Below are 22,983 nucleotides of genomic sequence, written 5' to 3' on the forward strand. Positions count from 1 at the left end.
ATGAGTAGTAAAAACAAATTTCGATTAATAGGCGTGATGTCTGGAACAAGTCTAGACGGCATTGACCTATGTTATGCTGAATTTTGGAAAGATAGTCAAAAACAGTGGCGTTATTCAATGCCCTTCGTTGACAGCGTTGATTACGATGAGGATTGGAAAAACAAACTCGACACCGCTGAACATCTTTCAGCCCTTGAATATATAAAATTAGACCGAGCTTTAGGTAGAAAGATTGGGATGCATGTCCGATCTTTCATTGATAGGAACAATTTAAAAGTCGATTTTGTTTGCAGTCATGGCCATACAATTTTTCATCAGCCCGAAATTGGTATTACTTCTCAGATTGGTCACGGCCCTGCTATTGCTAGATATGCTGGCTGTAATGTGATCAACGATTTTAGAGTGGCCGACTTGGCTTTTCAAGGACAAGGTGCTCCTTTAGTGCCTATTGGGGATCGTTTGTTGTTTCATGAATATCATTATAGACTGAATTTAGGGGGAATTGGAAATATCTCTTTTGAGGTCAATAATGAAACGATTGCCTTTGACACCTCCCCTGCCAATATGCCTTTAAATTATTTTGTAAGAGAAATAAACAAGGAGTTTGATGAAGATGGACAGCTCGCTAGAGAGGGTGTGGTAAATCAAAAAGTATTGGAGGAATTGAATCAACTTCCTTTTTATGAAAACTTTGAAGTGAAGTCTTTAGGGAAGGAATGGTTTTTAGACACTTTTCTACCTATTATTTCTAAAGTAGAGAAATTAGAAGACCGATTGTCTACTTCTGTAGAACATACTGCTATTCAAGTTGGCAAAGTAATTGAATTTGCCTCTCAAAAATCAAAACTGCATTTCGGTAAGGAAAAACTTTTGATTACAGGAGGCGGTGCTTTTAATTCCTATTTGATAGAAAGAATACAACATCATTGCCCCAATATTGAAATCGTTATTCCTCCAAAAGAAATTATTACACATAAAGAAGCCTTACTTTTTGCCTTCTTAGGTTGCCTACGTCTGAAAAAAGAGGTTAATTGTCTTAAGAGTGTCACGGGGGCTACCATAGATAACTGCGGCGGCGTGATTCACTATCCTTTTGTAAAACACGAAGAGGAAGACATTCCTTCATTAACTGATAATGAAGAAATGCCCTCATTTAATAAAATAATGGGCTGTGGAGGTTAAAACTCAATACTGCGGCTAAAAATGTCAAATTATGAAAATACAATATAATGCACCGGTCACACTGACATTTACATTTATCAGTGCGGCCTTTATAATTCTAAAATCTTTTCTCTATATAGACCTTACCTTATTTTTCTCTGTAGGAGGATTTGGCAGTATGAGTTTATTTTCCCCTTTCACATACTTCAGATTGTTTTCTCATGTAATCGGGCATGGCAGTTGGGAGCATTTTATGGGAAATTTCACTTACATACTTCTTCTAGGACCTATTTTAGAAGAGAAATACGGCAGTAAGCAATTGTTATCCATGATTTTGATGACAGCACTGATCACCGGTTTGATCAATGCCTTTTTCTTGACGAGCGGTCTTTTGGGAGCTAGTGGAGTTGTATTTATGTTCATACTATTGAGCTCTATTGTCAATGTACAAAAAGGTAAACTGCCACTCACTTTTGTATTGATTGTTATCTTATTTATCGGTCAGGAATTACTCTCCGTTTTTGATGATGACAACATCTCTCAATTAGCACATATTGTTGGTGGTATTTGTGGTGCAATCTTCGGTTTTGGAATTGACAGAAGAACTACAAAAAAGATTTCATCCAAGAATCTAGTTTGAGAAACACTGTTACTATATTTTAACCCTTGTAAAGGTTCTATAACTTTACAAGGGTTATTTTTTGTTATAAATCTACAATCACCCCAACCTATTCTCTGTTTTACACATTGTTATTTTTAGTTGGTTGAAAAAGCGGAAGAGTGATATTTCCGGTATTGCGATATAATCTTGTGTGTATAGGCATGTTTTAAAAATGAGGAGGACATGCTTCAATTATTTGAACTTTAATTAAAAAAGAAATCACTACTCGTACTAGGCTGTTGAGCATTTAAATACTACAACAATAGCTTAAATCTTTCTCACTTTCTGAGGTTAATGCAACGTGATAGTAAGTCTCCATTTTAATAATGGGTGTTTACATTTTGCGTCTTGACCTCTTGCCCTTATGAGGGAAACTAAATTATATGATTAAGAACTTAACACTACTATAATGAAGAGGATTATCATAACGTTGTTGCTATTATTAAGCACTATTTCTACTTATGCTCAAAATACTGGTCAGTGGGGCGCCGCCTATTTAAAGGTGCGCCTTTCGGATAAATTGGGATATTATGGTGAGCATCACTTACGTTATACGGACAAAGGTACCGGTTATGAATTGCATAAGAGTTACAACAGAATGGGTTTGAATTACTTTGTGAATGATAATTTTGACATTGTAGTAGGCCCTGCCATCATTGGTAAATTTAATCAAGATATTGAGAGTACAGATGACCCCTTTGATCAGACTACTTTGATGGAATACAGAATCTGGCATCAGTATTTATACCATCATTATTGGGGCAGAGTCAAATTTTACCATCAAGTACGTATTGAACACCGTTGGGAAGAAAAAGTAGATTATACCAAGTATAGTAATAGATACCGTTATAAGCTTTATGCATACATCCCGCTCAATAACGAACACATAGAACCGGGGACATTTTATTTAGTCCCTTCAGTAGAACTTTTTATGCATGATAATCATGATGAAAGTTTGGAAGATTTGCGTATCTATAATGCATTAGGTTATAGAATAGATGAGCATACTAGTTTCACGGCCGGTCATATGTGGACTTATAATCATGCGGCTACAAGTAATGTGTTTCGATTTACTTTATATATTGATTTTGACCTCAGAGATTAATTTTTTTCTTTTTTTGAGTACAAACCTATCTCCTCTCTCTTTACTGGACTAAATACTTAATCAAATTATACTGACATGAAATACTATTATTATTACTTCTTGATCATAACCTTAGCATTTTTTGTTACAACAGATTCTTTTGGACAAAAAAGAAAAAATGCAGTTCGAAGATATGAGAAGCAAAAAAGGGTGAAGACCGTAAAAAAGGTAAGAAGATCGAAAGCAGTACATTACAATTACGCCACTTTGCCTCGAAGAGGTGCTGTAATTACTCACTTACCGAATAATGCTATCGCTTATCATCATAATAAAATTAGATATTCATATGCAGCGGGGGTTTGGTATAGATCCAATGGTAGGAACTGGGTGGTCGCTCCTCCTGTTTATGGTTTTAGAGTGAACACTTTGCCAGTGGGCTATCAAAGAATAAATGTTAGAAACAAAGCCTATTATTATTACTACGGCACCTACTACCAGAAGAGAAATAATGGTTATGTTGTGGTAGAAGGGCCTAAAGATGCACAGGTAGACTCTATTCCAAAAGGCTATACTACCGTTACTGTAAATGGAGAAGAATTCTATGAGTTGGATGGTGAATATTATATGGCAAGTACAAATGATAAAGGAGAAGAAGTACTTGTTGTTGTTCCAGAACCATCCTATAAAAATTAGTTTTATCGTTCATTTCATAATAAAAACCCCAATACTCAATATGAGCATTGGGGTGTACGATATACATATAGGTGAACTAGATCTAGTTCTTAGGAGTTCTATCCATCATTTGGTAAAGCATTTCCTGCATTTTACCTGGCGATAATAATTCAGGACGCTGACGTGGAGGGAAGTCTTTGAATGACATAAAGAATTCGCCTAATTTTTCCTTTGCAGGAACAAATAACCACATCTTCTGACCGTACCATTTTAAGTACATTCCTGAGTGATCTGCCATTTCATAAGGGTCTTGACCTAAGTTGTAGATCTTCGGCCATGATAAGGCAAATCTGTGACCTGAGAACCACATATCAGGACCTTCACCTTCTTGGATGATAAAGTGGATTTTCCAGTCGTTCCAACGCATCGCTTGGATCATACCGTTGTCTGCCACATAGAAGAATGTTTCTCTTCTTGACGCATCCTCTTTACCTGTGAAGTAATCCCATTGGTTGTATCCGTCTAAGTGTACTTTGAAAGTTTGATCACCAGATTTATAACCTTCTGTTTTCAATGTTTCTTTCAAATCATCTTGACCTGTAACAGCTGCATAGATTGTAGGTACCATATCTTCGTGAGAAACAATACCGTTTAGTCTACGACCTGTATCTTTTAATCCGTTAGGGTATTTCATTACGAAAGGTACTCTTACACCACCTTCCCAAGTAGATCCTTTTTCACCACGGAATGGAGAGATACCACCGTCAGGCCATGTCATTTTTTCAACACCGTTGTCAGTAGTGAAGATTACAATTGTATTTTCTTCAACTCCTAAACGCTCTAATGTCGACAATAAAGTACCTACTTGATTGTCTAATTCTGTCATACCTGCACCGTATAAACCGTAGTCATGGACTAATTTTTTACTCTCTTCTGTTAAGTGAGTGAATACGTGCATACGAGTAGAGTTGAACCACACGAAGAAAGGCTTGTCGTCTTTTACAGCTCTTTCCATAAAGTCAATAGAAGCATCCATAAACTCTGAATCTACTGTTTCCATTCTCTTTTTGTTCAAAGGACCTGTATCTGAAATACGACCGTCAGCATAAGAGTGAATTACACCTCTTGGACCATATTTTTTTCTGAATTCAGGGTCTTGTGGGTACGCAGGATCTTCTGGCTCCTCTTCAGCATTTAAGTGGTAAAGGTTACCAAAGAACTCATCAAAACCGTGGTTTGTTGGTAAGAATTCATCTCTATCACCTAAGTGGTTTTTACCGAACTGTCCTGAAGTATAACCTAATGGCTTTAAGATCTCAGCCAATGTAGGATCTTCTTTTTGGATACCGATTTTTGAACCTGGCATACCGATAGTAGATAAACCTGTTCTTAATGGAGATTGGCCTGTAATGAAAGCAGCACGACCGGCTGTACAAGATTGTTGTGCGTATTCAGATGTTAGAACTACACCTTCTTTACCAATTCTATCAATGTTTGGAGTTTGGTACGCTAACATTCCGTTATTGTAAGTACTGATGTTACCGTATCCAACATCATCACCCATAATTACAAGGATGTTAGGTCTTTTGTTTTTCTTTGATTTTTGGGCAAATAAAGCCCCTGTTACCGTTAGTAAAACCGATAACGTTAGTACAATTTTTCTCATTTTTAAGTTGGTCTTTTAAGCCCGTAGGCTATTTAATCATATCAATTTTAAACAGTCTCTTTTTCTTAACTGCATAGCAAATATAGAAATAGATTTTAGTTTAATATTAAACTTAATATAGATTTTAACAGTATATTATTTTTTTAACCCTACTTAAAAAATGAATGTTTATTAGTGACAATTTTTTGATTTATATTTTAATAACAAAAAGCAAAACGACAAAATCAAGCACCCTGAAAATGTTCCTCTTCAAACAACTGAATATCACTTTTGATAATACTTGAATAGAAATTTTCGATTTCCATCACATGTTTTAATTCCCTAATTTTGAGGTATCAAACAAATAATTATCACCCATAAAAATCAAATATCATGAAAAACAAAAGCGTATATCAAGACTGCCCAAATTGCTGGGGTTACCAAGAGTATAACAGAGACAATGTAAGAGAGCAAGAAACGGAACAGACAGAAGAACAATACAACTCAAGGTCTTTGTTTAAAATTTCCGGAGCGGATGTAGAGGAAGATGATGTGGTATATAAGGCTTAGCAAGGATATGAATTACAAACTCTCTATTGAAATTACAGGAATTGAAGGATGAAACATCTTTTTCAATTCCTGTTTTTTTATGATATGGTTCTTGTGTGGTTCTGTGGGAGGTCATCACATAGGACCACCCGTACGTACCACTCACCGAGAAAATAAAACCACTCACAGATCTAATTTCTTCAGGTCGCTACTTATGCGGATCATTGTTACATCATTAATCAAAAACGATAAAACAATGAAAACTCTTAGAAATCTATTCTCACTTTTATTGATCTGTGCAGTTACTAACGCTGTCTCATTTGCACAAGGTACTCAAGCCAACATTGACAAAGCTTTAGGTCAATCATTCCAAAGTCAAGAAAACAAGGTGGCAGGCATTATCAGTGATCAGTCTGATTTGTACTGGAAGGCGTATGCTTCTTTTATGTCGAGCATTTATGAAATCGGTATGGGTGACAAAACAGCATCTCAAAAGTATGTTGATCAAGCTATTGAGTTCTTAAATCAAGATGAAAACAGAGATTCTGAATCTTACGCTTTAGAGGGAAGTATTTTAGGTTTCAGCATCAGCCTTGATCCTTCAAAAACAAGAACACTTGCTTCTAAATCCACTGCACGTTATAAAAAAGCATTAAAACTAGATAAAAACAACCCTAGAGCTTATTTAGGATTGGGAGAAAATGACTTTCACACTCCTGTAAAATATGGTGGAGGAAAAGTAGCTGAAAAGTATTTATTAAAAGCACTTTCAGCCGATAATAACCCTTCTAACGACCCTTCAAAACCTACTTGGGGCAAGGAAAGAGCTTACAACTTATTGGTACAGTTTTACAAAAGAGAAGGTAAAATGGATTTAGCCAAAAAATATTGTGCTGAAGCTCTTGAAGCATTCCCACACGATCATGATTTAAAAGAATTAAGTCAAACAGTACTTTAATTACCCCCTAATTATCAATCAACTTTTGAAATCATGAAAACGCTATTACTGTCTACGCTTTTATTACTATTCTATCAAGTCGGTTTTTCACAAAATAATATCATCAAAGGAAAGATATTAGATACGGATGGAGAGGCCATCCCTTTTGCAAGTGTCTACCTAAAAGAAATAATGAAAGGCACTTCAACGGATGAAAATGGTCGATTTGAATTAACAGCCAATTACTCTTCATCAGATCAGCTTGTGGTCAGTGCAATTGGGTATACTGAAATGGCGTTTTCTGTTTCAACACTTTCAAATCCTGTTAAACTAGAACTTCCTAAAAGTAGTACTACACTAAAAGCCATTGAGATTTATGGTGGAAGTGGAAAATCTTTGGAAGAAATGACCGCTATGCAGATGACGGGAATGGACATTGTTCGTAATGCCAGTGCAAATGGAGATTTGTATCAGGCATTACAAACCCTGCCCGGTACTTCTAAAGTGGGTGATCAAACGGGATTGTTTGTAAGAGGTGGTGATGCCACTGAAACGCAGACGATCATTGATGGAACGGTGGCCACTAATCCTTTCTTAGGCAATACGCCCAACATGCCTAGCCGAGGGAAATTTGATCCTTTTATGTTTAATGGCACCACCTTCACTACTGGCGGTTTTTCTGCGGAATATGGTCAGGCGCTTTCCTCTGTATTGTTATTGGAAACGGAGGACATTCCTGAGAAAACGAGTTCTTCTATCAATCTTCACTTTGCTGGAGTTGGCGGAAGTCACAGTCATGTTTGGGAAGACAAAACAGTATTGATGGGTGGTATAACATACAACAACCTTACACCTTATTTTGGCATCACTCCTCAAAACGTGGATTGGGTAAAAGTGCCTGAGGCATTAAATGCAAAAACGGCATTCCGCCATAAAACAAGAACGGGTATGTTTAAAATGTTTTCTCAATACAATTTAAGCTCAGTCGGTGTGGTGTTATTCGATCCTGAAAAACCTTATGAAGGAAGAATTTTTGACCGAACCGCTCATGATATTTACGTCAACAATAGCTATAAGGGACTTCTAACAAGGTCATGGGAAATCGATGCTGGCATTTCTTACAATAAAACGGTAGGTGACATTGCTATGGGCGAGGATAATTTTAAAGAAGACAATCAGCATATCATTTCTAAAGTTACGCTTTCACATGGTTTTGGTGATTTTATGGACTTTAAAATAGGTGGTGATTATAGAAATGATCAAACACGATGGGGTAATTATTGGGTGAAAGACCATCTGACTTCTGCCTTTACTGAGTCTATGTTTCATCTTTCTTCCAAAGTAAAATTAAGATTGGGTGCAAGAGGTGAATACTCTTCTCGAATGGACCGATTTGCATTGGCTCCTCGTACTTCTTTATTCTTTGATTTAGATGACTTCAATAAAATCACTTTAAGTTATGGAGACTATTATCAAAAAGCTCAAGATGAATACTTGGCTTACAAATCTGACTTGGATTTTCAGAAATCCACCCATTATATTATTAATTACAAAAGGGAAATTATGGGAAGAACATTTAGAGTAGAGCTTTACCATAAAGAATACGATCAGCTGATCAAATTTAATGACGAAAGTTTCAGCAATGAGGGCTATGGATATGCTAGAGGTATCGATATCTTCTGGAGGGATGAATCTTCTATCCCATTCTTAGATTACTGGGTGACTTACTCTTATATTGATTCAGAAAGAAACTATAAGCATTTCCCCATCAGTGCCATTCCTGATTTTGTCACCAATCACAATTTTAATGTGGTGGCCAATTTTGAAATTCCCTCTCTCCGACTTCAGCCCGGTCTTACCTATACTTATGCTTCAGGAAGACCGTATGAAAACCCCAATGCGGAGTTGTTTATGAGTGATAAAACAAAGGATTTTCATAACTTAGATGTCGCAATAAATTACAATATGAACTTGATGGGACATTTCACCGTTCTCTTCGCTTCCTTCTCCAATGTTCTAGGTTTTGATCAAGTATTTGGTTATGAATATTCCACAGATGGCACAGCAAGAGTTGAAAAAATTCCCACAAGCAAACAATCTATCTTCTTAGGTCTATTTATGACCATTGAATAAATGATACTTCAATGAAAAAACTAATTAAAATAGCCATACATATCCTTTTTTGGTGTTGTTATATACTTCTGTTGAGTATTCGAGACTTGTTATTTAATAATGAGATCTTCCATAATTTTATAACATTTACGGTCATTACAGCACCATTAATTCCCTTTGTCTATTTCAATTTATATTTCTTAATTCCGAAGTTTCTATTCCAAAATAAGAAACCGCAATACTTTATTTCCTTCGGTATGCTATTGGCCATATCTGTCATTATTCGTAATTACGCTACTTATACCGTTTATGCTGTAATCTTAAAAATTGACACTATCGAACCTTTCTTTTCTGGGAAAGTAGGTTGGTGGACGGCATCAAGTGAAACCTTTGTATTGTTCTTTATTTCTTCAACGATTTATCTAGTTCAAAAATGGTATTTAAAAGACAAGTATGTAAAGGAACTGGAAAACAAAAATATGAGAAGTGAATTGGACTTATTGAAATCACAATTACAACCTCATTTCCTATTTAATAACCTCAATACTATTTACTTTTTGATGGATGATGAACCTCAAAAAGCAAAAGAATTAGTGATACAGCTTTCAGATGCATTAAGCCATCAATTATACAAGGCTAATCAAGATCAAGTGAACTTGGAAGAGGAATTGGATTACCTGAGGAATTATATCAAGATGGAACAGATCCGTCATCAAGATTTTCTGACTTTACATTACGATTTTCCTACAGAAAACATCAACTATAACATTGCACCTATGCTTTTGATTACCTTTGTTGAAAATGCATTTAAACATGGCATTAATTCAAAAGGGTATACGATCTCCATTGACATTTCAATAGAAAATGGAGTGTTGGGTTTGGTGGTTCAAAATACTAAAAGTGATCATCCAAAAAGCGATAAAGGAGGATTGGGTTTAATCAATGCCCGCAAGCGACTTGAGCTTTTATATCCTAATCAACACAATTTAGAAATCTCTGATCAAGAAGAGGAATTTATCGTAAAACTAGATATCAAACTTAAAAACGAATAAGATGAACTGCATTATTGTCGATGATGAAATGATTGCTAGAGAGGGCATCGCTAAATATGTAAAAGAAATCCCTTATCTCAACCTGATTGCAAAATGTAAAAGTGTTTTTGAATTAGATGAGGTGCTGATGAAAAGTGAAATTGATTTGGTGTTTTTAGATATTCAAATGCCTGGAATTACGGGTGTAGACTGGTTGAAAAACGCTTCCAATCCACCTCATATTATTTTCACTACGGCCCACAGAGAATTTGCAGTAGAAGGATTTGAACTGAATGCAGTCGATTACCTTTTAAAACCCATCACCCTTCCCCGCTTTGCAAAGGCAGTTGCTAAAAGTTATAAAATCTGGAATGATAAAAAAGAAGTGGTTACCACTCCATCCAACAATGATGATTACATCTTTATCAAAGAGGATCAGCAAACCGTCAAAGTAAAACTAGAGGACATCCTTTATATAGAGGCGGCAGTGGATTACATCTTTATTCATACCAAAGAGAAAAGACATATCACCCTCTTTTCCATGAAACAAGTGGAACAAAAACTCCCCGAAAATCAGTTTATCAGAATTCACCGTTCGTTTATTGTCAATGCTGAATATGTGGAAGCTATTGAAGGCAAAATGTTGATTGTAAATGGGCAAAAATTGAATATCAGCCGTTCATTGTATAATGAAGTGTATGATAAAATCACTAAAGGAAAAGTCTGGAAAGTCTAAAAACAAAAAAGGACCTACACTGCTGTAGATCCTCCTGCGTTTATTGTTCAATGCTTTCTGATTGCATCATTTTTTCTTTATCAATAGAACGATGTTTTAATTTCACCTTCAAGTTTCCTGGAGACATTGTAAAAGCAAAAACCTCTTTTACTTCTTCAGGAGCCACATTCAATTCTACATCAAATTCCTGAAATAGACGAATGATAAACACCTTCAATTCCACTTCTGAAAGGAATTTACCAGGGCAAGTTCTTGCTCCTCCGCCAAAAGTCTTCATGGCATCCTCATTGTGTGTTTTATGGTAAGGACATCCACCTTCCTCTTTATTTTCGAGCCATCTTTCAGGTGCAAAAGTTGAAGCATCAGCAAAGTATTTATCCGAACGAGGTGCATGACTCAATTGTGTAATTACAAAACTTCCTTTCGGAAAGAAGACATCTCCGATCACAACATCTTCCAATGCTTGCATGTACAACTGCGGTGTAACAGGCTTGATCCTCATAGATTCTTTAATCACTGAAGCTGTATAAGTAAAAGCTTCTAACTGATCAAAATTATCTAACTTCTGTCCTTTCAAAATAGCATCAATTTCAGCCTGAACTTTTTGTTGCTGGTCTTGATTAGCGGCTAAAAAGTAAGTGATCCACGATAAAGAATTGGAAGTAGTATCTTCTCCTGCCAAAAGCATGGTATATAAGTTTCCAAAAATTTCATCCCAAGTAAACGGATTATCATTGTCTTGAGAAGCAATCATTGCTTCTAAAAAATTGGTAGGATGCTCTAAAATATCAATATCTTCACTAATTTTTCTTTGAGCATTGGTTATAAACTCACCCAATACCTTTCTGATATATTCCATTGACTCTTCAAACTCCTTATCAGATGCCGTTTTAATATACCTCCAAACAGGGATGGGATTATTGATTCTTGAATTCATTTTTGGAAAAATCTTCTGGATATGTTCTTGTGTCTTATCCACATCATTTTCCACTGTATTCATATCATATCCAAAAGCCAAATTGGTAGTTACATCCACAGTTGCCTTCTGAAAATCTTTATCTATCTCATAATTTCCAACTCCTTCAACCTTGCTCCAATGGTTAGACAGTCGGTCAGCCACTCTGACAATACCAGGAAAAAAAGACCGAACATTTTTGTTGTCTAATGCCTTTTGAGTCACCTTTCTTTGTTTCTTCCAGCTTTCTCCTTCCGCTGCAAAAACACCATTGACACCCACTTCTTCAATCACTTCAGCCATTTTCTTAAATCTCCTGAACTTTGTAGGACGATGTTTAAGAATATAGGCATTTAGTTCAGTGTCAGTACAAACCGTTAGTTTTCTACCAAAAAAATTCAGATTGTATAAACTGCCAAATTCATCCGCCCATTTTTCATAAAGAAGATGTATTTTTGATTTATCCAATTCAAAGATATTTCCAAAAACAGGCAAGCCTTTCGGCCCATTTAAATCCTTCACTGTTTTTGAATATTGAAGTTGTTTCATAGTGTGTATTGAAAGTAATTTTGAGTTTTAATTAAATAGCTATTTTTGTTCCAAAGTGCCCTCAGTGGTTATATCTGCTTTTATGAAATTAAGCTTTTCCAACTTGACTTTCATATTGTCCACCACCATTGTAAAATCATATTTTTCTGTGATTTGATTTTCTGGAACCGATAATTCTATTTGATAGTTCTTGATCATTTTCACAATAAAAACCATCATTTCAGTTTCTGATAAAAACTTGCCTGGACAGTACCTTGGGCCTCCACCAAAAGTATGCATCACTTCTTCATTATGGTTCCCTTCAAATGGACATTTCCCTTCTTTTTTCAACCACCTTTCAGGAATAATCTGATCCGGTGAAAAGAAGTTCTTTTCGTCCATTCCACCTTCACGCACAAGCGTAATAAAAAAAGTATCTTTAGGAAAAAGCGTATCGCCCATCACCACATCTTCGTTGCATTGAAAATACAATAAAGGTGTCACAGGCTTCATTCTCAGCACCTCTTGGATAGTAGCATAAAGGTACTTTAATTTCTTGGTGTCTTCGATTTCCTTCAAGTCTCCTTCCTGTCCCAATACTTCAAAAATTTCCTTTCGGATTTTTTCTTGAATACTTGGATGTATTGCCATATAATAAGCGAACCACGATAACGTATTGGCCGTAGTATCCTCCCCTGTCAACAACATGGTGTAAATATTTCCATAAATTTCTTCCCATGTAAACGGATCTTCCTTATCCTGAGACACCAATAAAGCCTCTAAAAAGTTGGTAGGATTTTCTTTTCGCTCTGGAAACTGCTCGATATTACTTTTGTTTTTCTCAATAAAACCACCAATTATATCTTTCAGAATATTCATTGACTTGTCGAAGTCTCTATCAGAAGATGTTTTTATATATCGCCAAATTGGAATCGGCAAGTTTGTTCTTTCATTAAGCTTGGGAACAATTTTAGAGATGTGCTGTTGCGTCACTTCTCGGCGGTCATGAATGGTGTTGAGATCATAGCCAAATGCAAGATTAGTTGTCAGATCAATCGTTGCATTCATAAAATCCTGAGAGATATTATAATCCGTAATACTATTCTCCCCATCAAGTTCTTTTTCCCAATATTCCTCCAAACGGTTACCTATTTTGAGGATCAAGGGAAAATAATTCTTCACATTCTTATGACTCAATGTCTGCTGTGTCACTTTCCTGTGTTTTTTCCAAACTTCACCCTCAGAAGAAAAAGTTCCGTAAAAACCCAGTTCATCCATGATGTCTTTCATTTTAGAAAGTCGTCGAAATTTATCGGGACGATTTTTAAATAAATAATCAATATGAGAAGGGTTGGCCATTACCACAATCTTTGCTGCAGGGAAGTTTACTTTGTAGAAATCTCCATATTCTTTTGCCCAATCTTCTAAGTTTTGATGAATTTTTTCTTTTTGAATCTGAAATAAATTCCCAAATAGCGGTAGTCCTTTCGGACCCGTTAAATCTTTTATAGTTTTTGAATAGTTGAGTTGTCCCATCAGAAATTATAGTGTCTAAAAAAGTAGCTTGGTTATGATTTAATAGAGCAATATAACGGAAATAATCAGAAAAGAGATATTTTGAATGAAGAGTTAAAAATGAAGAATTAATAAAAAATGGAACGTGATGTAGTTTTTATTAAGGTTCGCTTCTGTAATGATATGACAAATTAAGTTCTTAATAAAAAAGCTCTTCAGACCATAAAAACCGGTACTGAAGAGCTTTCATTTTTATAGAAATAAAGGATGAATTACTGTCCCTTCTTCCAAACTTTAGCCGGTGCCAACATCCCTTGATTATACAAGATTTCTCTATAATCTTCACAAGGATACATTTGCATATCCGCCAATTTTCCTTTTTCTAATTGACCTCTATCCGTCAAATTTAAGGCTTTTGCGGAGCGGAAAGTCATTCCTGCAAATACTTCGGCGGTGCTTAATTTCTCCATTGCTCCCAATAAGGCACCTTGCGTTAACATATCTCCCATTGGTGCTGAACCTGGGTTCCAATCTGAAGCGATGGCCAAACATGCTCCGGCATCCAAAAGTTTACGGCAAGGAGGATATTGCATGCCCAAACCTAATGATGCCCCTGGAAGTACCGTTGCAACCGTATCAGAATCTGCTAAAAGCTTCACTTCTTCATCAGTGCTTGATTCCAAATGCTCAGCTGACAATGCTCCTACTTCCACAGCCACTTTACTTCCTCCGGTAGAAAATTGATCTGCATGTAACGTGATTTCAAAACCTTGCTCCTTAGCTTTCCCTAAATAATACGCTGAATCTTCTACATTGAAAGCTGTTTCTTCTGTAAAAATATCAACTCTATCACTTAAGTTTTCCTTCTTGATGGCAGGCAATAAAACATCCAATACTCTATCTAAATATTCTTTAGAAGTACCTTCAAAATCTTTAGGTTTCATATGTGCCGCCAAGCATGTAGATACCAAATCAGCTTTTGTTTCTAGATCTGCAGATTTAATCGCTCTCAGCATTTTCAGCTCATTGTCAATATCTAAAGCATAACCACTTTTCACTTCAATAGTAGTCACACCACGCGATAAATGTCTGTTAGCTCTTGAAACGGTTACTTCTTTTAATTCCTCTTCAGAAGCCGAACGTGTTTTTCGCATAGAGTCTTGAATTCCTCCACCTGCTTTGGCAATTTCCAAGTAAGGTTTCCCTGCCACTCTCATCGCGTAATCCCTAGCTCTGTTTCCTCCCCAGCAAATATGGGTGTGGCAGTCTACAAAACCCGGAATCAAAACACCCTCTCCTTCTATCTGCTCTACTTCATCAAAGTCAGCTGGATCAAATGAAGTAAATGATTTGATTTCATCTATATTTCCATTCTCATCAATACTCACACCCGCATTTTCGATGATTTCCAATTGTTCATCTTCTAAAGCTCCTTTTAAGGGTAAACCTGCTAGGGTGAGAACTTGTGAGAAAGGTCCGATTAATTTTTTCATTATGAATATTTTTATCAAGAAAATGAAATAGTGGTTAGCGTTGTTGTAGGAACGTTTTAATAAAACATCCCTACAAAAACACGAACCACCTCTTCTCTCTTAATTCTTAACTCTTACCTGTTTGTTACCTCAAACGATTAAATCGTGATCTTCACCTACTTTCGTTGCTGTTTCATAACCCGCATCATGATGACGGAAGATACCCATTGCAGGATCGTTATGAAGCACACGACGGATACAGTTTTCTGCACGTTCAGTACCGTCAGCCAACACTACCATACCAGCATGCTGAGAGTAACCAATACCTACACCACCACCATGATGGAATGAAATCCAAGTGGCACCACCTGTTGCATTAGACATCAAGTTCAATAATGGCCAATCTGAAACAGCATCAGAACCGTCCAACATTGATTCCGTCTCACGGTTTGGAGAAGCCACTGATCCACAGTCCAAGTGATCACGACCAATGACAATTGGTGCTTTCAATTTTCCTTCTTTCACAAGGTTATTGAAAATCACACCGGCTTTCTCTCTTTCACCCATACCTAACCAACAAATACGCGAAGGAAGACCTTGGAATGCTACTTTTTCATCCGCTTCTTCCAACCACTTGATCAAGTGTGTATTTTCTGGGAATGCTTCTTTCAAGGCTTCGTCCGTAACTTTGATATCTTGTGGATCACCTGATAAGGCAGCCCAACGGAAAGGTCCTTTTCCTTCACAGAATAATGGACGGATATAAGCTGGTGTAAAACCTGGGAAGTTGTAAGCATTTTCACAACCGCCTTGCTTTGCAAACTCACGTAAGTTGTTACCATAGTCGAAAGTGATTGCTCCTTTCTCTTCTAAGTCCAACATGTACTGTACGTGACGAGCCATTGATTTCAACGACTTCTCTTTATATAAAACAGGATCTGTTTCTCTTAATTTTTCTGCCTCTTCCAATGATAGCCCATTAGGAAAATAACCATATACTGGATCATGCGCAGAAGTTTGGTCCGTTAATACATCAGGAGTGATTCCATCTTGAATTAATCTTTCTAAAACATCACCGATATCACCTACTAAACCCACTGATAATGCTTCACCTTTTTCTTTGGCTTCCATTACCCATTGGATCGCCTCTTCATAAGAGTGCGTCATTTTATCGATGTACTTTGTATCAATACGCTTTTGAATACGAGCAGGGTCAATATCAACACCCAACATTGCCGCACCACACATTGTAGCCGCCAACGGTTGAGCGCCACCCATACCGCCCATGCCACCTGTCACTAGTAGACGACCTTTTAAGTCGCCACCAAAATGCTGACGTGCACATGAAGCAAATGTCTCATACGTACCTTGCAAAATACCTTGTGTTCCAATATAAATCCATGAACCGGCCGTCATCTGACCGTACATCATTAAACCTCTTTCTTTTAATTCTTGGAAATGCTCCCAAGTTGCCCAAGCTGGAACAAGGTTAGAGTTGGCGATCAATACACGTGGTGCTTCTGGGTGCGTTCTTACAACACCTACCGGCTTACCTGATTGTACCAAAAGTGAATGGTTTTCATCTAATTCTAGAAGAATTTTGATGATCTTTTCTAATGATTCTCTATTTCTTGCCGCTTGACCTGTACCACCATAAACCACTAAGTTATTCGGGTCTTCAGCCACCTCGTCTGTCAAGTTGTTTAAGAACATTCTTAGAGGTGCCTCAGTTTGCCAAGACTTAGCATTTAGTTCTGGGCCTGTTGGAGGAATGTAGTGTGGGTGTTTTGCGTATTTTTCTAAAAAAGCTTCAAACTTTTGTTGTGATGATGTTTTTGCTTCCATGGTTATATATCTATTTATGGTATGTGTTTCTTTTAATATATCGCAAGTGTTAAGCCGGTAGGCGTCACTTGTGATTGGTCATAGGCGAAGTCTCCCGACTTCGAACCAACAAAACAAAGTGTATTTCGAAGTCAGGAGACTTCGTCAATACATAGTTCCAGTGACGCTATCGCTTAACACTTGAAACATAGAATTTAGTAAGTAAATTCTGCTTTGAAATCTCCCTCAAGATTGATTTTTTCTTTCTTGGCTACTTCTTCAGCAATGTGAACCAATGCACCGCTTTGTACGATATCATGCATTGCTTCAATATCGTAAGCCAATACTCTGTCTTCATCTGCATGAGCTACTCTTTCACGAACATAAGCATGAGTAGCTTCAATAATTGGTGATGATTTTAATGGTCTTCTGAAGTCCAATGCTTGAGCGGCATACAATAATTCTACTGCTTGGATTTGCTCCAAATTACCAATAATCTGAAGTGTCTTTCTTCCCGACACAGAACCCATTGATACGTGATCTTCTTGTCCTAATGAAGTTGGAACAGAATCAGCTGACGCTGGGAAACAAAGCGTTTTATTTTCAGTTACTAATGCCGCTGAAGTATATTGAGGAATCATGAAACCTGAATTCAAGCCTACGTCTGCCATTAATAATTTAGGCAAACCAAAACGTCCTTCAATCATCATGTAATTTCTTCTATCAGCGATATTACCCAATTCTGAAGCCGCAACACCTGCATAATCTAATGGAATTGCTAAAGGCTGTCCATGGAAGTTACCTCCCGAAATGGCATTTTCAGCGTCTAAGATAATGGGGTTATCCGTTACTGAGTTAAGCTCCACTTCCACCATTTCTTTCAAGTGCAACCAAGCATTTCTTGAAGCACCATGAACCTGAGGCATACATCTTAAAGAATACGGATCTTGCACACGATCACAATCATGATGAGAATCTAATATTTCAGAGCCTTGCAACATGTGATGCAAACGTGAAGCTACGTGTTGCGTTCCTTTGTAAGGTCTGATCTGATGCAAAGCAGACTCGAATGGACGAGCAGATCCCATCAATCCCTCCAAAGACATGGCACCAATGATATCCGCTGTATCCAAAGCATTGGCTAATTTTTCAACCACCTTCACTGCATGAGCTAAAATAAACTGAGTACCATTGATCAAAGCCAATCCTTCTTTTGGCCCTAATTGTAATGATTTTACCCCCAATCTGTGCAACACATCTGAGGCTAATGCTTTATTTCCTTTTTCATCATAAACTTCACCTAGTCCAATCAAAGGCAAAAATAAATGCGATAAAGGAGCCAAATCACCTGATGCACCTACCGAACCTTTTTCGGGAACCATAGGAACAATATCTTTCTCAATGTGCCAAATGATTCTTTCCAAAGTAGTCAATGCAATTCCTGAAAAACCTTGTGCTAAAGCGTGTACTTTAGTGATCAACATGATTTTAGAAATCTCTTTTGGAATAGCATTTCCTACCCCAACACTATGACTCTGTAAGATTTTGTGTTGTAAAGTGGAAGTATCTTTTTCTGAAATAATAGTAGTACAAAGCGGACCAAAACCTGTATTCACTCCATAGACAACATCTCCTTTGTCTACAATTTCCTGAACAGAGGCTTGACTTTTTAATACTTTGTCTTTCGCTGTATTATTTAAAACTCCAGAGATTTTTCCTCTGGCAATATCCAATGCAATGCTCACCGTCAGATGGTCAATGCCGTATTTGAATATTTTTCCCATGGTAGTAATTTATGATTAGTATGTGGGTATTAGAATTATCTTCTAATACTGTATGTGTGGTGTATGTTTTTTACTTCTCCAAGTTGTCCAAAACACGTTCGGACAATGATTTTTCGGTCAATGATGTCTCTAAAATTTTCAATTCCTTCAAAATCTGACATTCATTTTGTTCCGTTATTTCTTTCATCGAAAGTTGTATGGATGCCCAAATAGGCTTACTTTTTTTGACTAACTCCTCTCCTTTCTCAGTAAAAAGAATCAATCGTTTTCGTCCATCATTTTCATCCTTTTCAACTTTGAGTAATTTTTTCTTGATCAATGCTGTAGTCAATTGACTTACTGCCGAGTGACTTACGTTTAATTGATCAGAAATATCTCTCATTGACAGCTTTTTATGTTCATCTAACAAATAAAAAACTGGAAACCATGATGGATCAAATTCTATCCCTTTGGCTTCATAAACTTTAGAAACTTCAGAGAGAAAACGCTCTCCTAACCTCCTAAGTCTACTCCCCAATACAAGTGTTCCTGCTGATTGATAAAAATCCATATTTCTTTGTTTTACCCAAAAGTATATAAGTACTTACATATTTACAAGGAAAGGCTCAAAAATATGTAAGTACTTATATAAAATATGGTAAATAGAATATAAATCACTAACTTTAAAGAAATTGTGTATTAAATTACAATTATCATTAACATCTCATCTACTCTACTTTTTGTATATGACATCGTGTTTAGATGTAATCATTAAATTTATCTGCTATGGAAATTGCAATAACAGACGGAATCAAAGTCAGTGTTGAAACCTTCTATCTCCCTGAGTATTCTGTTCCATCAAGACGACATTACGTATTTAGCTATAAGATCAAAATTGAAAACCTTAGTGCCAATAAAATTCAATTGCTAAGAAGGAATTGGGAAATCACGGACATCACTGGAGAAGTGAGAAATGTGGTCAATGGAAAAGGGGTGGTTGGTAAAGAGCCAATCATGATTCCGGGCGAGTCTTTTGAGTACAATTCGGGTTGTCATTTCCCCTCCCCATGTGGTAAAATGTCGGGTACTTATGTAATGCGAAAAATCGAAGACAATACCTTATTTGAAGTACAAATCCCTGAGTTTACTTTGGTCCCAAGTTTCTTCAATAATTAGGCAGATCATACATAGCCCTTTTTTAAAAGCGTGATTAATGGTAAATTATATAGACCTAAAAACTCGCTTTTTCAATCGCTATAGTTTGTATGACAGCCCAGAAAACACCTAATAATTCCTCTTTTCATATCGAGGAATTACATGATTATATCTTCAATAAGCTATTGTTTATAGCTATTTTAAACGATTTCGGTAATGTAATAAGTACCAACAAAAAAGGTAGTTCATTACAAAGCATTCACCAGTATTATGACTTCGGTACTTTAAAAGATAAAACACCCAAAGTGTTAATATCGGATCAAGAAAGTTGGTCCGGTTACCTTTTACACAAAAGTGATCACAAAAAACACAGTATTTCCCTTTCTAAACACCAAAATTATTACGTGTGGGTTGGGCTTGAATTAGATCATAAAGTGGATCAGGATAAGGCCAAAGAAGTGATTCGTTTAAAAGAGAAAGTGACACAACTGCTTACCAAAGAGAAAAACCTGCAAGCACTACTTCAAGCAAAAGCACTGAACGAAATGTTGGAAGGTAAAATAGAAAACAGTGATGATCTTACGCTGTTATCTGACTTACCAATGGAACTGGAATACACCGCCAACAGTGCACAAGCAATCTTTGAAAATGAAGAGCGTCAGCGTTTATCCTTTGAAGCCTCCAAAGAAGGGCTTTGGGATTGGAATCACATTACGAGAAAGGTATATTATTCAAAATCATTTTATCAGATGATGGGTATAGACAAGCAGGAAAATGAAGAGGATATTTCTGCTTTGTTGAACCTCATTCATCCTGAAGACCGACCGAATACCATCCGAATGTTACAGAGGGATATTCTGATTAAAAATGGCTTTCAATCTATTTTCAGAATGATCACACCTGCTGGAAAAACATTGTGGGTACTCCTAAAAGTGGCTGTTCAAAAAGATGTGGATGGAAAAGTCATCCGTGTCATTGGGAAACACTCTGATATCACTTTCTTTAAAAACCACACGGATAACATTCAGAAAGCGGTATTACAGACAGAAGATAAAGAGCGAGAACGCTTTGCAAAAGAAATTCATGATGGCTTGGGGCAAACGCTTACTGCTTCTATTTATCAGTTGGATGAATTTCTCAAAAACACCCAAAACCTCAATGAAGAGGAAAGAAAAATCATCCAAAGAATTAGAGAACAAGTTAGAGACGCTACTAAGGAAGGAAGAAACATAGCACATAACATTATGCCTACATGCATTGAGAAACTTGGACTTGTGGGCTCCATCGAAAAGCTTGTTGACACCTACCGCACCATCAATAATAAAGAAGTCAACTTTTTTTATAAAATTGAAAAGAATGCGATGTCCTTCGCTCAACAGCATATACTACTGAGAGTGACGCAGGAAGCAATTCAAAATGCTTTTAAACACGGAAAAGCAAAAGAAGTTTCCATTTCATTAAACCAAAACCTAGACTTAATTACTTTGATGATTGAGGACAATGGTTGTGGTTTTGATGTAAAAAGTACTATGAAGAAAGAAGGAAACGGATTGGGATTACTCAGTATGAAAGACAGAGTCAGAACGATTGAAGGGACAATTGATATTGACTCCTCTCCTAATTATGGTACTTGTATTATTATTCAATTAAAGACATTTACAAATTAACACTCCTATTTACTAATTAATAACCAAAGAAAACCAGGCTATAAATTATGAAAACCAAAATATTACTTGTCGATGACCATAGTGTGATACGTCACGGTATCAGGTCTTATTTTAAAAACTGCGAGGACTTTGAAGTAATTGCCGAAGCAGATTGCGGAGAAAGAGCTTTTAATGCATTAAACGCAATGAATGTAGACTTGATCTTTATGGATATTTCTATGAAGGGTATGGACGGCATCAGTGCCACTAAAAAAATAAAAGAAACATTTCCTGATATTAAAGTAATTGCATTGAGCATGATGATGGACAGCGACTATATCAAAAATATGGTCAATGCTGGAGCTGACGGTTATCTCTTCAAAGACTGTACAGAAGAGGAAATTCTAAAAGCCGCTAGGGCCGTAAGAGATGGCGACAGCTATTACTGCTCCTCTGCAACTAAAAACATTATTAGCAGTTACAAAGAGAAAGAAGCACGCCCTGCCAATGCGAATGATGCTCATTTTATACTCACTCTTCGTGAAAAAGAAGTATTAAGGTTGATTATAGATCAATGTACCAATAAAGAAATCTCTGAGAAACTTTACATATCTCCTCGTACTGTAGATGCTCACAAAAGAAATCTTCTGGATAAAACAGGACAAAGAAATGTGGCTGGATTGGTGATGTATGCTATCAAACACAAGCTCTTTTCAGACTTAAAAGCTTAAAATAGGTATTATACCTATACCGATTAGGTATTAAACTCATGTTTAGGAAGTAGAACAGATGTACATTTGTTACATACTAAAACAGTAAGAAATTCCTGTTAAACCTAGACATAAAAATTTATAAGTTATAAGTCAGAAATAGAGTAGTAAATAGAGAAATAGATAGCACAATAGTTCATCAGTTACAGAATGAGGAAAAGTCCAATCTTATAGAGTGGACTTTTTTTGCATTGGCTAAAATCACAATTCATATCAGATTAGGTACAAATTTCAATTCTTAAAAAGTTTATTTTCCCAGAATTACAGACACAAAAAGAAAAAATAGATTTTTTTCACCTCTATAAAACCCTCTATTTTACTGTTTAATAACCTTCCTAAACAATAATAATTCTTGAAATAATCATATTCGTTTTTAAATATAGGTATTTTACCTACTCCGTTTAGGTATATTCCTCATGTATGGGATATTGATCTGTGGTACATTTGTAATAGAGAAAAGGAAAAGATTTCCTGTTAAACCTTATTAAAACCTAATTAAAGAAAAGATATTAATGCCATAATCAATTATTATAGCAATTCAAGATTATCAAATAGAATTAGAGTGTAAAAAAATTAAAAACATAAAAGTTCATCAGTTACAGAATGAGGAAAAGTCCAGTCTTATAGAGTGGACTTTTTTATTTATTCTAAGGTACCGCCAACTTTCAAGCGATATTTCTGCAAGCCTTTTATGATCTCCTTTCACCTAAATGATTTCAAACATCAAAAATATTTAAAAACTTAATTTACAATGCATTAAAAAACAG

At 36.3% G+C, this 22,983-nt stretch carries 19 protein-coding genes; 12 read left to right on the plus strand and 7 right to left on the minus strand.

Annotation, left to right across the window (positions count from 1 at the left end; all coding sequences use genetic code 11):
- From HHU12_RS05970 to HHU12_RS05985, 4 genes are all read left to right on the plus strand, one after another.
- Entirely contained in the window at nucleotides 1-1,182 is a 1,182-nt protein-coding gene (locus tag HHU12_RS05970) for an anhydro-N-acetylmuramic acid kinase (RefSeq protein ID WP_169655840.1), read from the plus strand.
- A 31-nt stretch (nucleotides 1,183-1,213) separates the two neighbouring features.
- Nucleotides 1,214-1,801, plus strand: a complete 588-nt coding sequence (locus HHU12_RS05975) for a rhomboid family intramembrane serine protease (RefSeq protein ID WP_169655841.1) — start codon at nucleotides 1,214-1,216, stop codon at nucleotides 1,799-1,801.
- Nucleotides 1,802-2,231: 430 nt separating this feature from the next.
- Nucleotides 2,232-2,927, plus strand: a complete 696-nt coding sequence (locus tag HHU12_RS05980; RefSeq protein ID WP_169655842.1) for a DUF2490 domain-containing protein — start codon at nucleotides 2,232-2,234, stop codon at nucleotides 2,925-2,927.
- Between the two features lie 75 nt (nucleotides 2,928-3,002).
- Entirely contained in the window at nucleotides 3,003-3,599 is a 597-nt protein-coding gene (locus HHU12_RS05985; protein ID WP_169655843.1) for a DUF6515 family protein, read from the plus strand.
- Nucleotides 3,600-3,681: 82 nt separating this feature from the next.
- Here HHU12_RS05985 and HHU12_RS05990 read toward each other — a convergent pair whose 3' ends face one another.
- On the minus strand, nucleotides 3,682-5,244 hold the full coding sequence (locus tag HHU12_RS05990) for an arylsulfatase (RefSeq protein WP_169655844.1): 1,563 nt from the start codon (nucleotides 5,242-5,244) through the stop codon (nucleotides 3,682-3,684).
- Nucleotides 5,245-5,616: 372 nt separating this feature from the next.
- On the opposite strand from HHU12_RS05990, the gene HHU12_RS05995 reads away from it, so the two are divergent.
- From HHU12_RS05995 to HHU12_RS06015, 5 genes are all read left to right on the plus strand, one after another.
- On the plus strand, nucleotides 5,617-5,793 hold the full coding sequence (locus tag HHU12_RS05995) for a hypothetical protein (protein WP_169655845.1): 177 nt from the start codon (nucleotides 5,617-5,619) through the stop codon (nucleotides 5,791-5,793).
- Nucleotides 5,794-6,028: 235 nt separating this feature from the next.
- Nucleotides 6,029-6,730 carry a tetratricopeptide repeat protein gene (locus HHU12_RS06000; RefSeq protein ID WP_169655846.1) on the plus strand — a complete coding sequence of 234 codons (702 nt, stop codon included), beginning with the start codon at nucleotides 6,029-6,031 and terminating at the stop codon, nucleotides 6,728-6,730.
- A gap of 33 nt (nucleotides 6,731-6,763) precedes the next feature.
- Complete coding sequence (locus tag HHU12_RS06005) at nucleotides 6,764-8,842, plus strand: TonB-dependent receptor (RefSeq protein ID WP_169655847.1); 2,079 nt, start codon at nucleotides 6,764-6,766, stop codon at nucleotides 8,840-8,842.
- An 11-nt stretch (nucleotides 8,843-8,853) separates the two neighbouring features.
- Nucleotides 8,854-9,873: a sensor histidine kinase gene (locus tag HHU12_RS06010; protein WP_169655848.1), complete on the plus strand. Its 1,020-nt coding sequence runs from the start codon at nucleotides 8,854-8,856 to the stop codon at nucleotides 9,871-9,873.
- Between the two features lies 1 nt (nucleotide 9,874).
- Entirely contained in the window at nucleotides 9,875-10,588 is a 714-nt protein-coding gene (locus HHU12_RS06015; protein WP_169655849.1) for a LytR/AlgR family response regulator transcription factor, read from the plus strand.
- A 40-nt stretch (nucleotides 10,589-10,628) separates the two neighbouring features.
- Here HHU12_RS06015 and HHU12_RS06020 read toward each other — a convergent pair whose 3' ends face one another.
- The 6 genes from HHU12_RS06020 to HHU12_RS06045 all read right to left on the minus strand — a co-directional run bounded on the left by HHU12_RS06020 (nucleotide 10,629) and on the right by HHU12_RS06045 (nucleotide 19,216).
- A complete protein-coding gene (locus HHU12_RS06020) occupies nucleotides 10,629-12,092 on the minus strand; it encodes a cytochrome P450 (protein WP_169655850.1) in 1,464 nt (487 codons plus the stop codon).
- A 39-nt stretch (nucleotides 12,093-12,131) separates the two neighbouring features.
- Nucleotides 12,132-13,607 carry a cytochrome P450 gene (locus HHU12_RS06025; RefSeq protein WP_169655851.1) on the minus strand — a complete coding sequence of 492 codons (1,476 nt, stop codon included), beginning with the start codon at nucleotides 13,605-13,607 and terminating at the stop codon, nucleotides 12,132-12,134.
- A gap of 251 nt (nucleotides 13,608-13,858) precedes the next feature.
- Complete coding sequence (gene hutI / locus HHU12_RS06030) at nucleotides 13,859-15,079, minus strand: imidazolonepropionase (RefSeq protein ID WP_169655852.1); 1,221 nt, start codon at nucleotides 15,077-15,079, stop codon at nucleotides 13,859-13,861.
- A gap of 129 nt (nucleotides 15,080-15,208) precedes the next feature.
- Nucleotides 15,209-16,903: a urocanate hydratase gene (gene hutU / locus HHU12_RS06035; RefSeq protein ID WP_169655853.1), complete on the minus strand. Its 1,695-nt coding sequence runs from the start codon at nucleotides 16,901-16,903 to the stop codon at nucleotides 15,209-15,211.
- A gap of 194 nt (nucleotides 16,904-17,097) precedes the next feature.
- Nucleotides 17,098-18,666, minus strand: a complete 1,569-nt coding sequence (hutH, locus tag HHU12_RS06040) for a histidine ammonia-lyase (RefSeq protein ID WP_169655854.1) — start codon at nucleotides 18,664-18,666, stop codon at nucleotides 17,098-17,100.
- Between the two features lie 70 nt (nucleotides 18,667-18,736).
- On the minus strand, nucleotides 18,737-19,216 hold the full coding sequence (locus tag HHU12_RS06045) for a MarR family winged helix-turn-helix transcriptional regulator (RefSeq protein WP_169655855.1): 480 nt from the start codon (nucleotides 19,214-19,216) through the stop codon (nucleotides 18,737-18,739).
- A gap of 215 nt (nucleotides 19,217-19,431) precedes the next feature.
- Here HHU12_RS06045 and apaG point away from each other — a divergent pair, with 215 nt between their 5' ends.
- The 3 genes from apaG to HHU12_RS06060 all read left to right on the plus strand — a co-directional run bounded on the left by apaG (nucleotide 19,432) and on the right by HHU12_RS06060 (nucleotide 22,177).
- Complete coding sequence (gene apaG / locus HHU12_RS06050; RefSeq protein WP_169655856.1) at nucleotides 19,432-19,821, plus strand: Co2+/Mg2+ efflux protein ApaG; 390 nt, start codon at nucleotides 19,432-19,434, stop codon at nucleotides 19,819-19,821.
- Nucleotides 19,822-19,910: 89 nt separating this feature from the next.
- Nucleotides 19,911-21,467, plus strand: coding sequence for a sensor histidine kinase (locus tag HHU12_RS06055; protein ID WP_169655857.1), 1,557 nt, complete (start codon nucleotides 19,911-19,913; stop codon nucleotides 21,465-21,467).
- Nucleotides 21,468-21,514: 47 nt separating this feature from the next.
- Complete coding sequence (locus HHU12_RS06060; protein ID WP_169655858.1) at nucleotides 21,515-22,177, plus strand: response regulator transcription factor; 663 nt, start codon at nucleotides 21,515-21,517, stop codon at nucleotides 22,175-22,177.
- Nucleotides 22,178-22,983 lie beyond the last annotated feature (806 nt).

The sequence above is a fragment of the Flammeovirga aprica JL-4 genome (genome assembly GCF_012844305.1).
Lineage (GTDB): Bacteria > Bacteroidota > Bacteroidia > Cytophagales > Flammeovirgaceae > Flammeovirga > Flammeovirga aprica.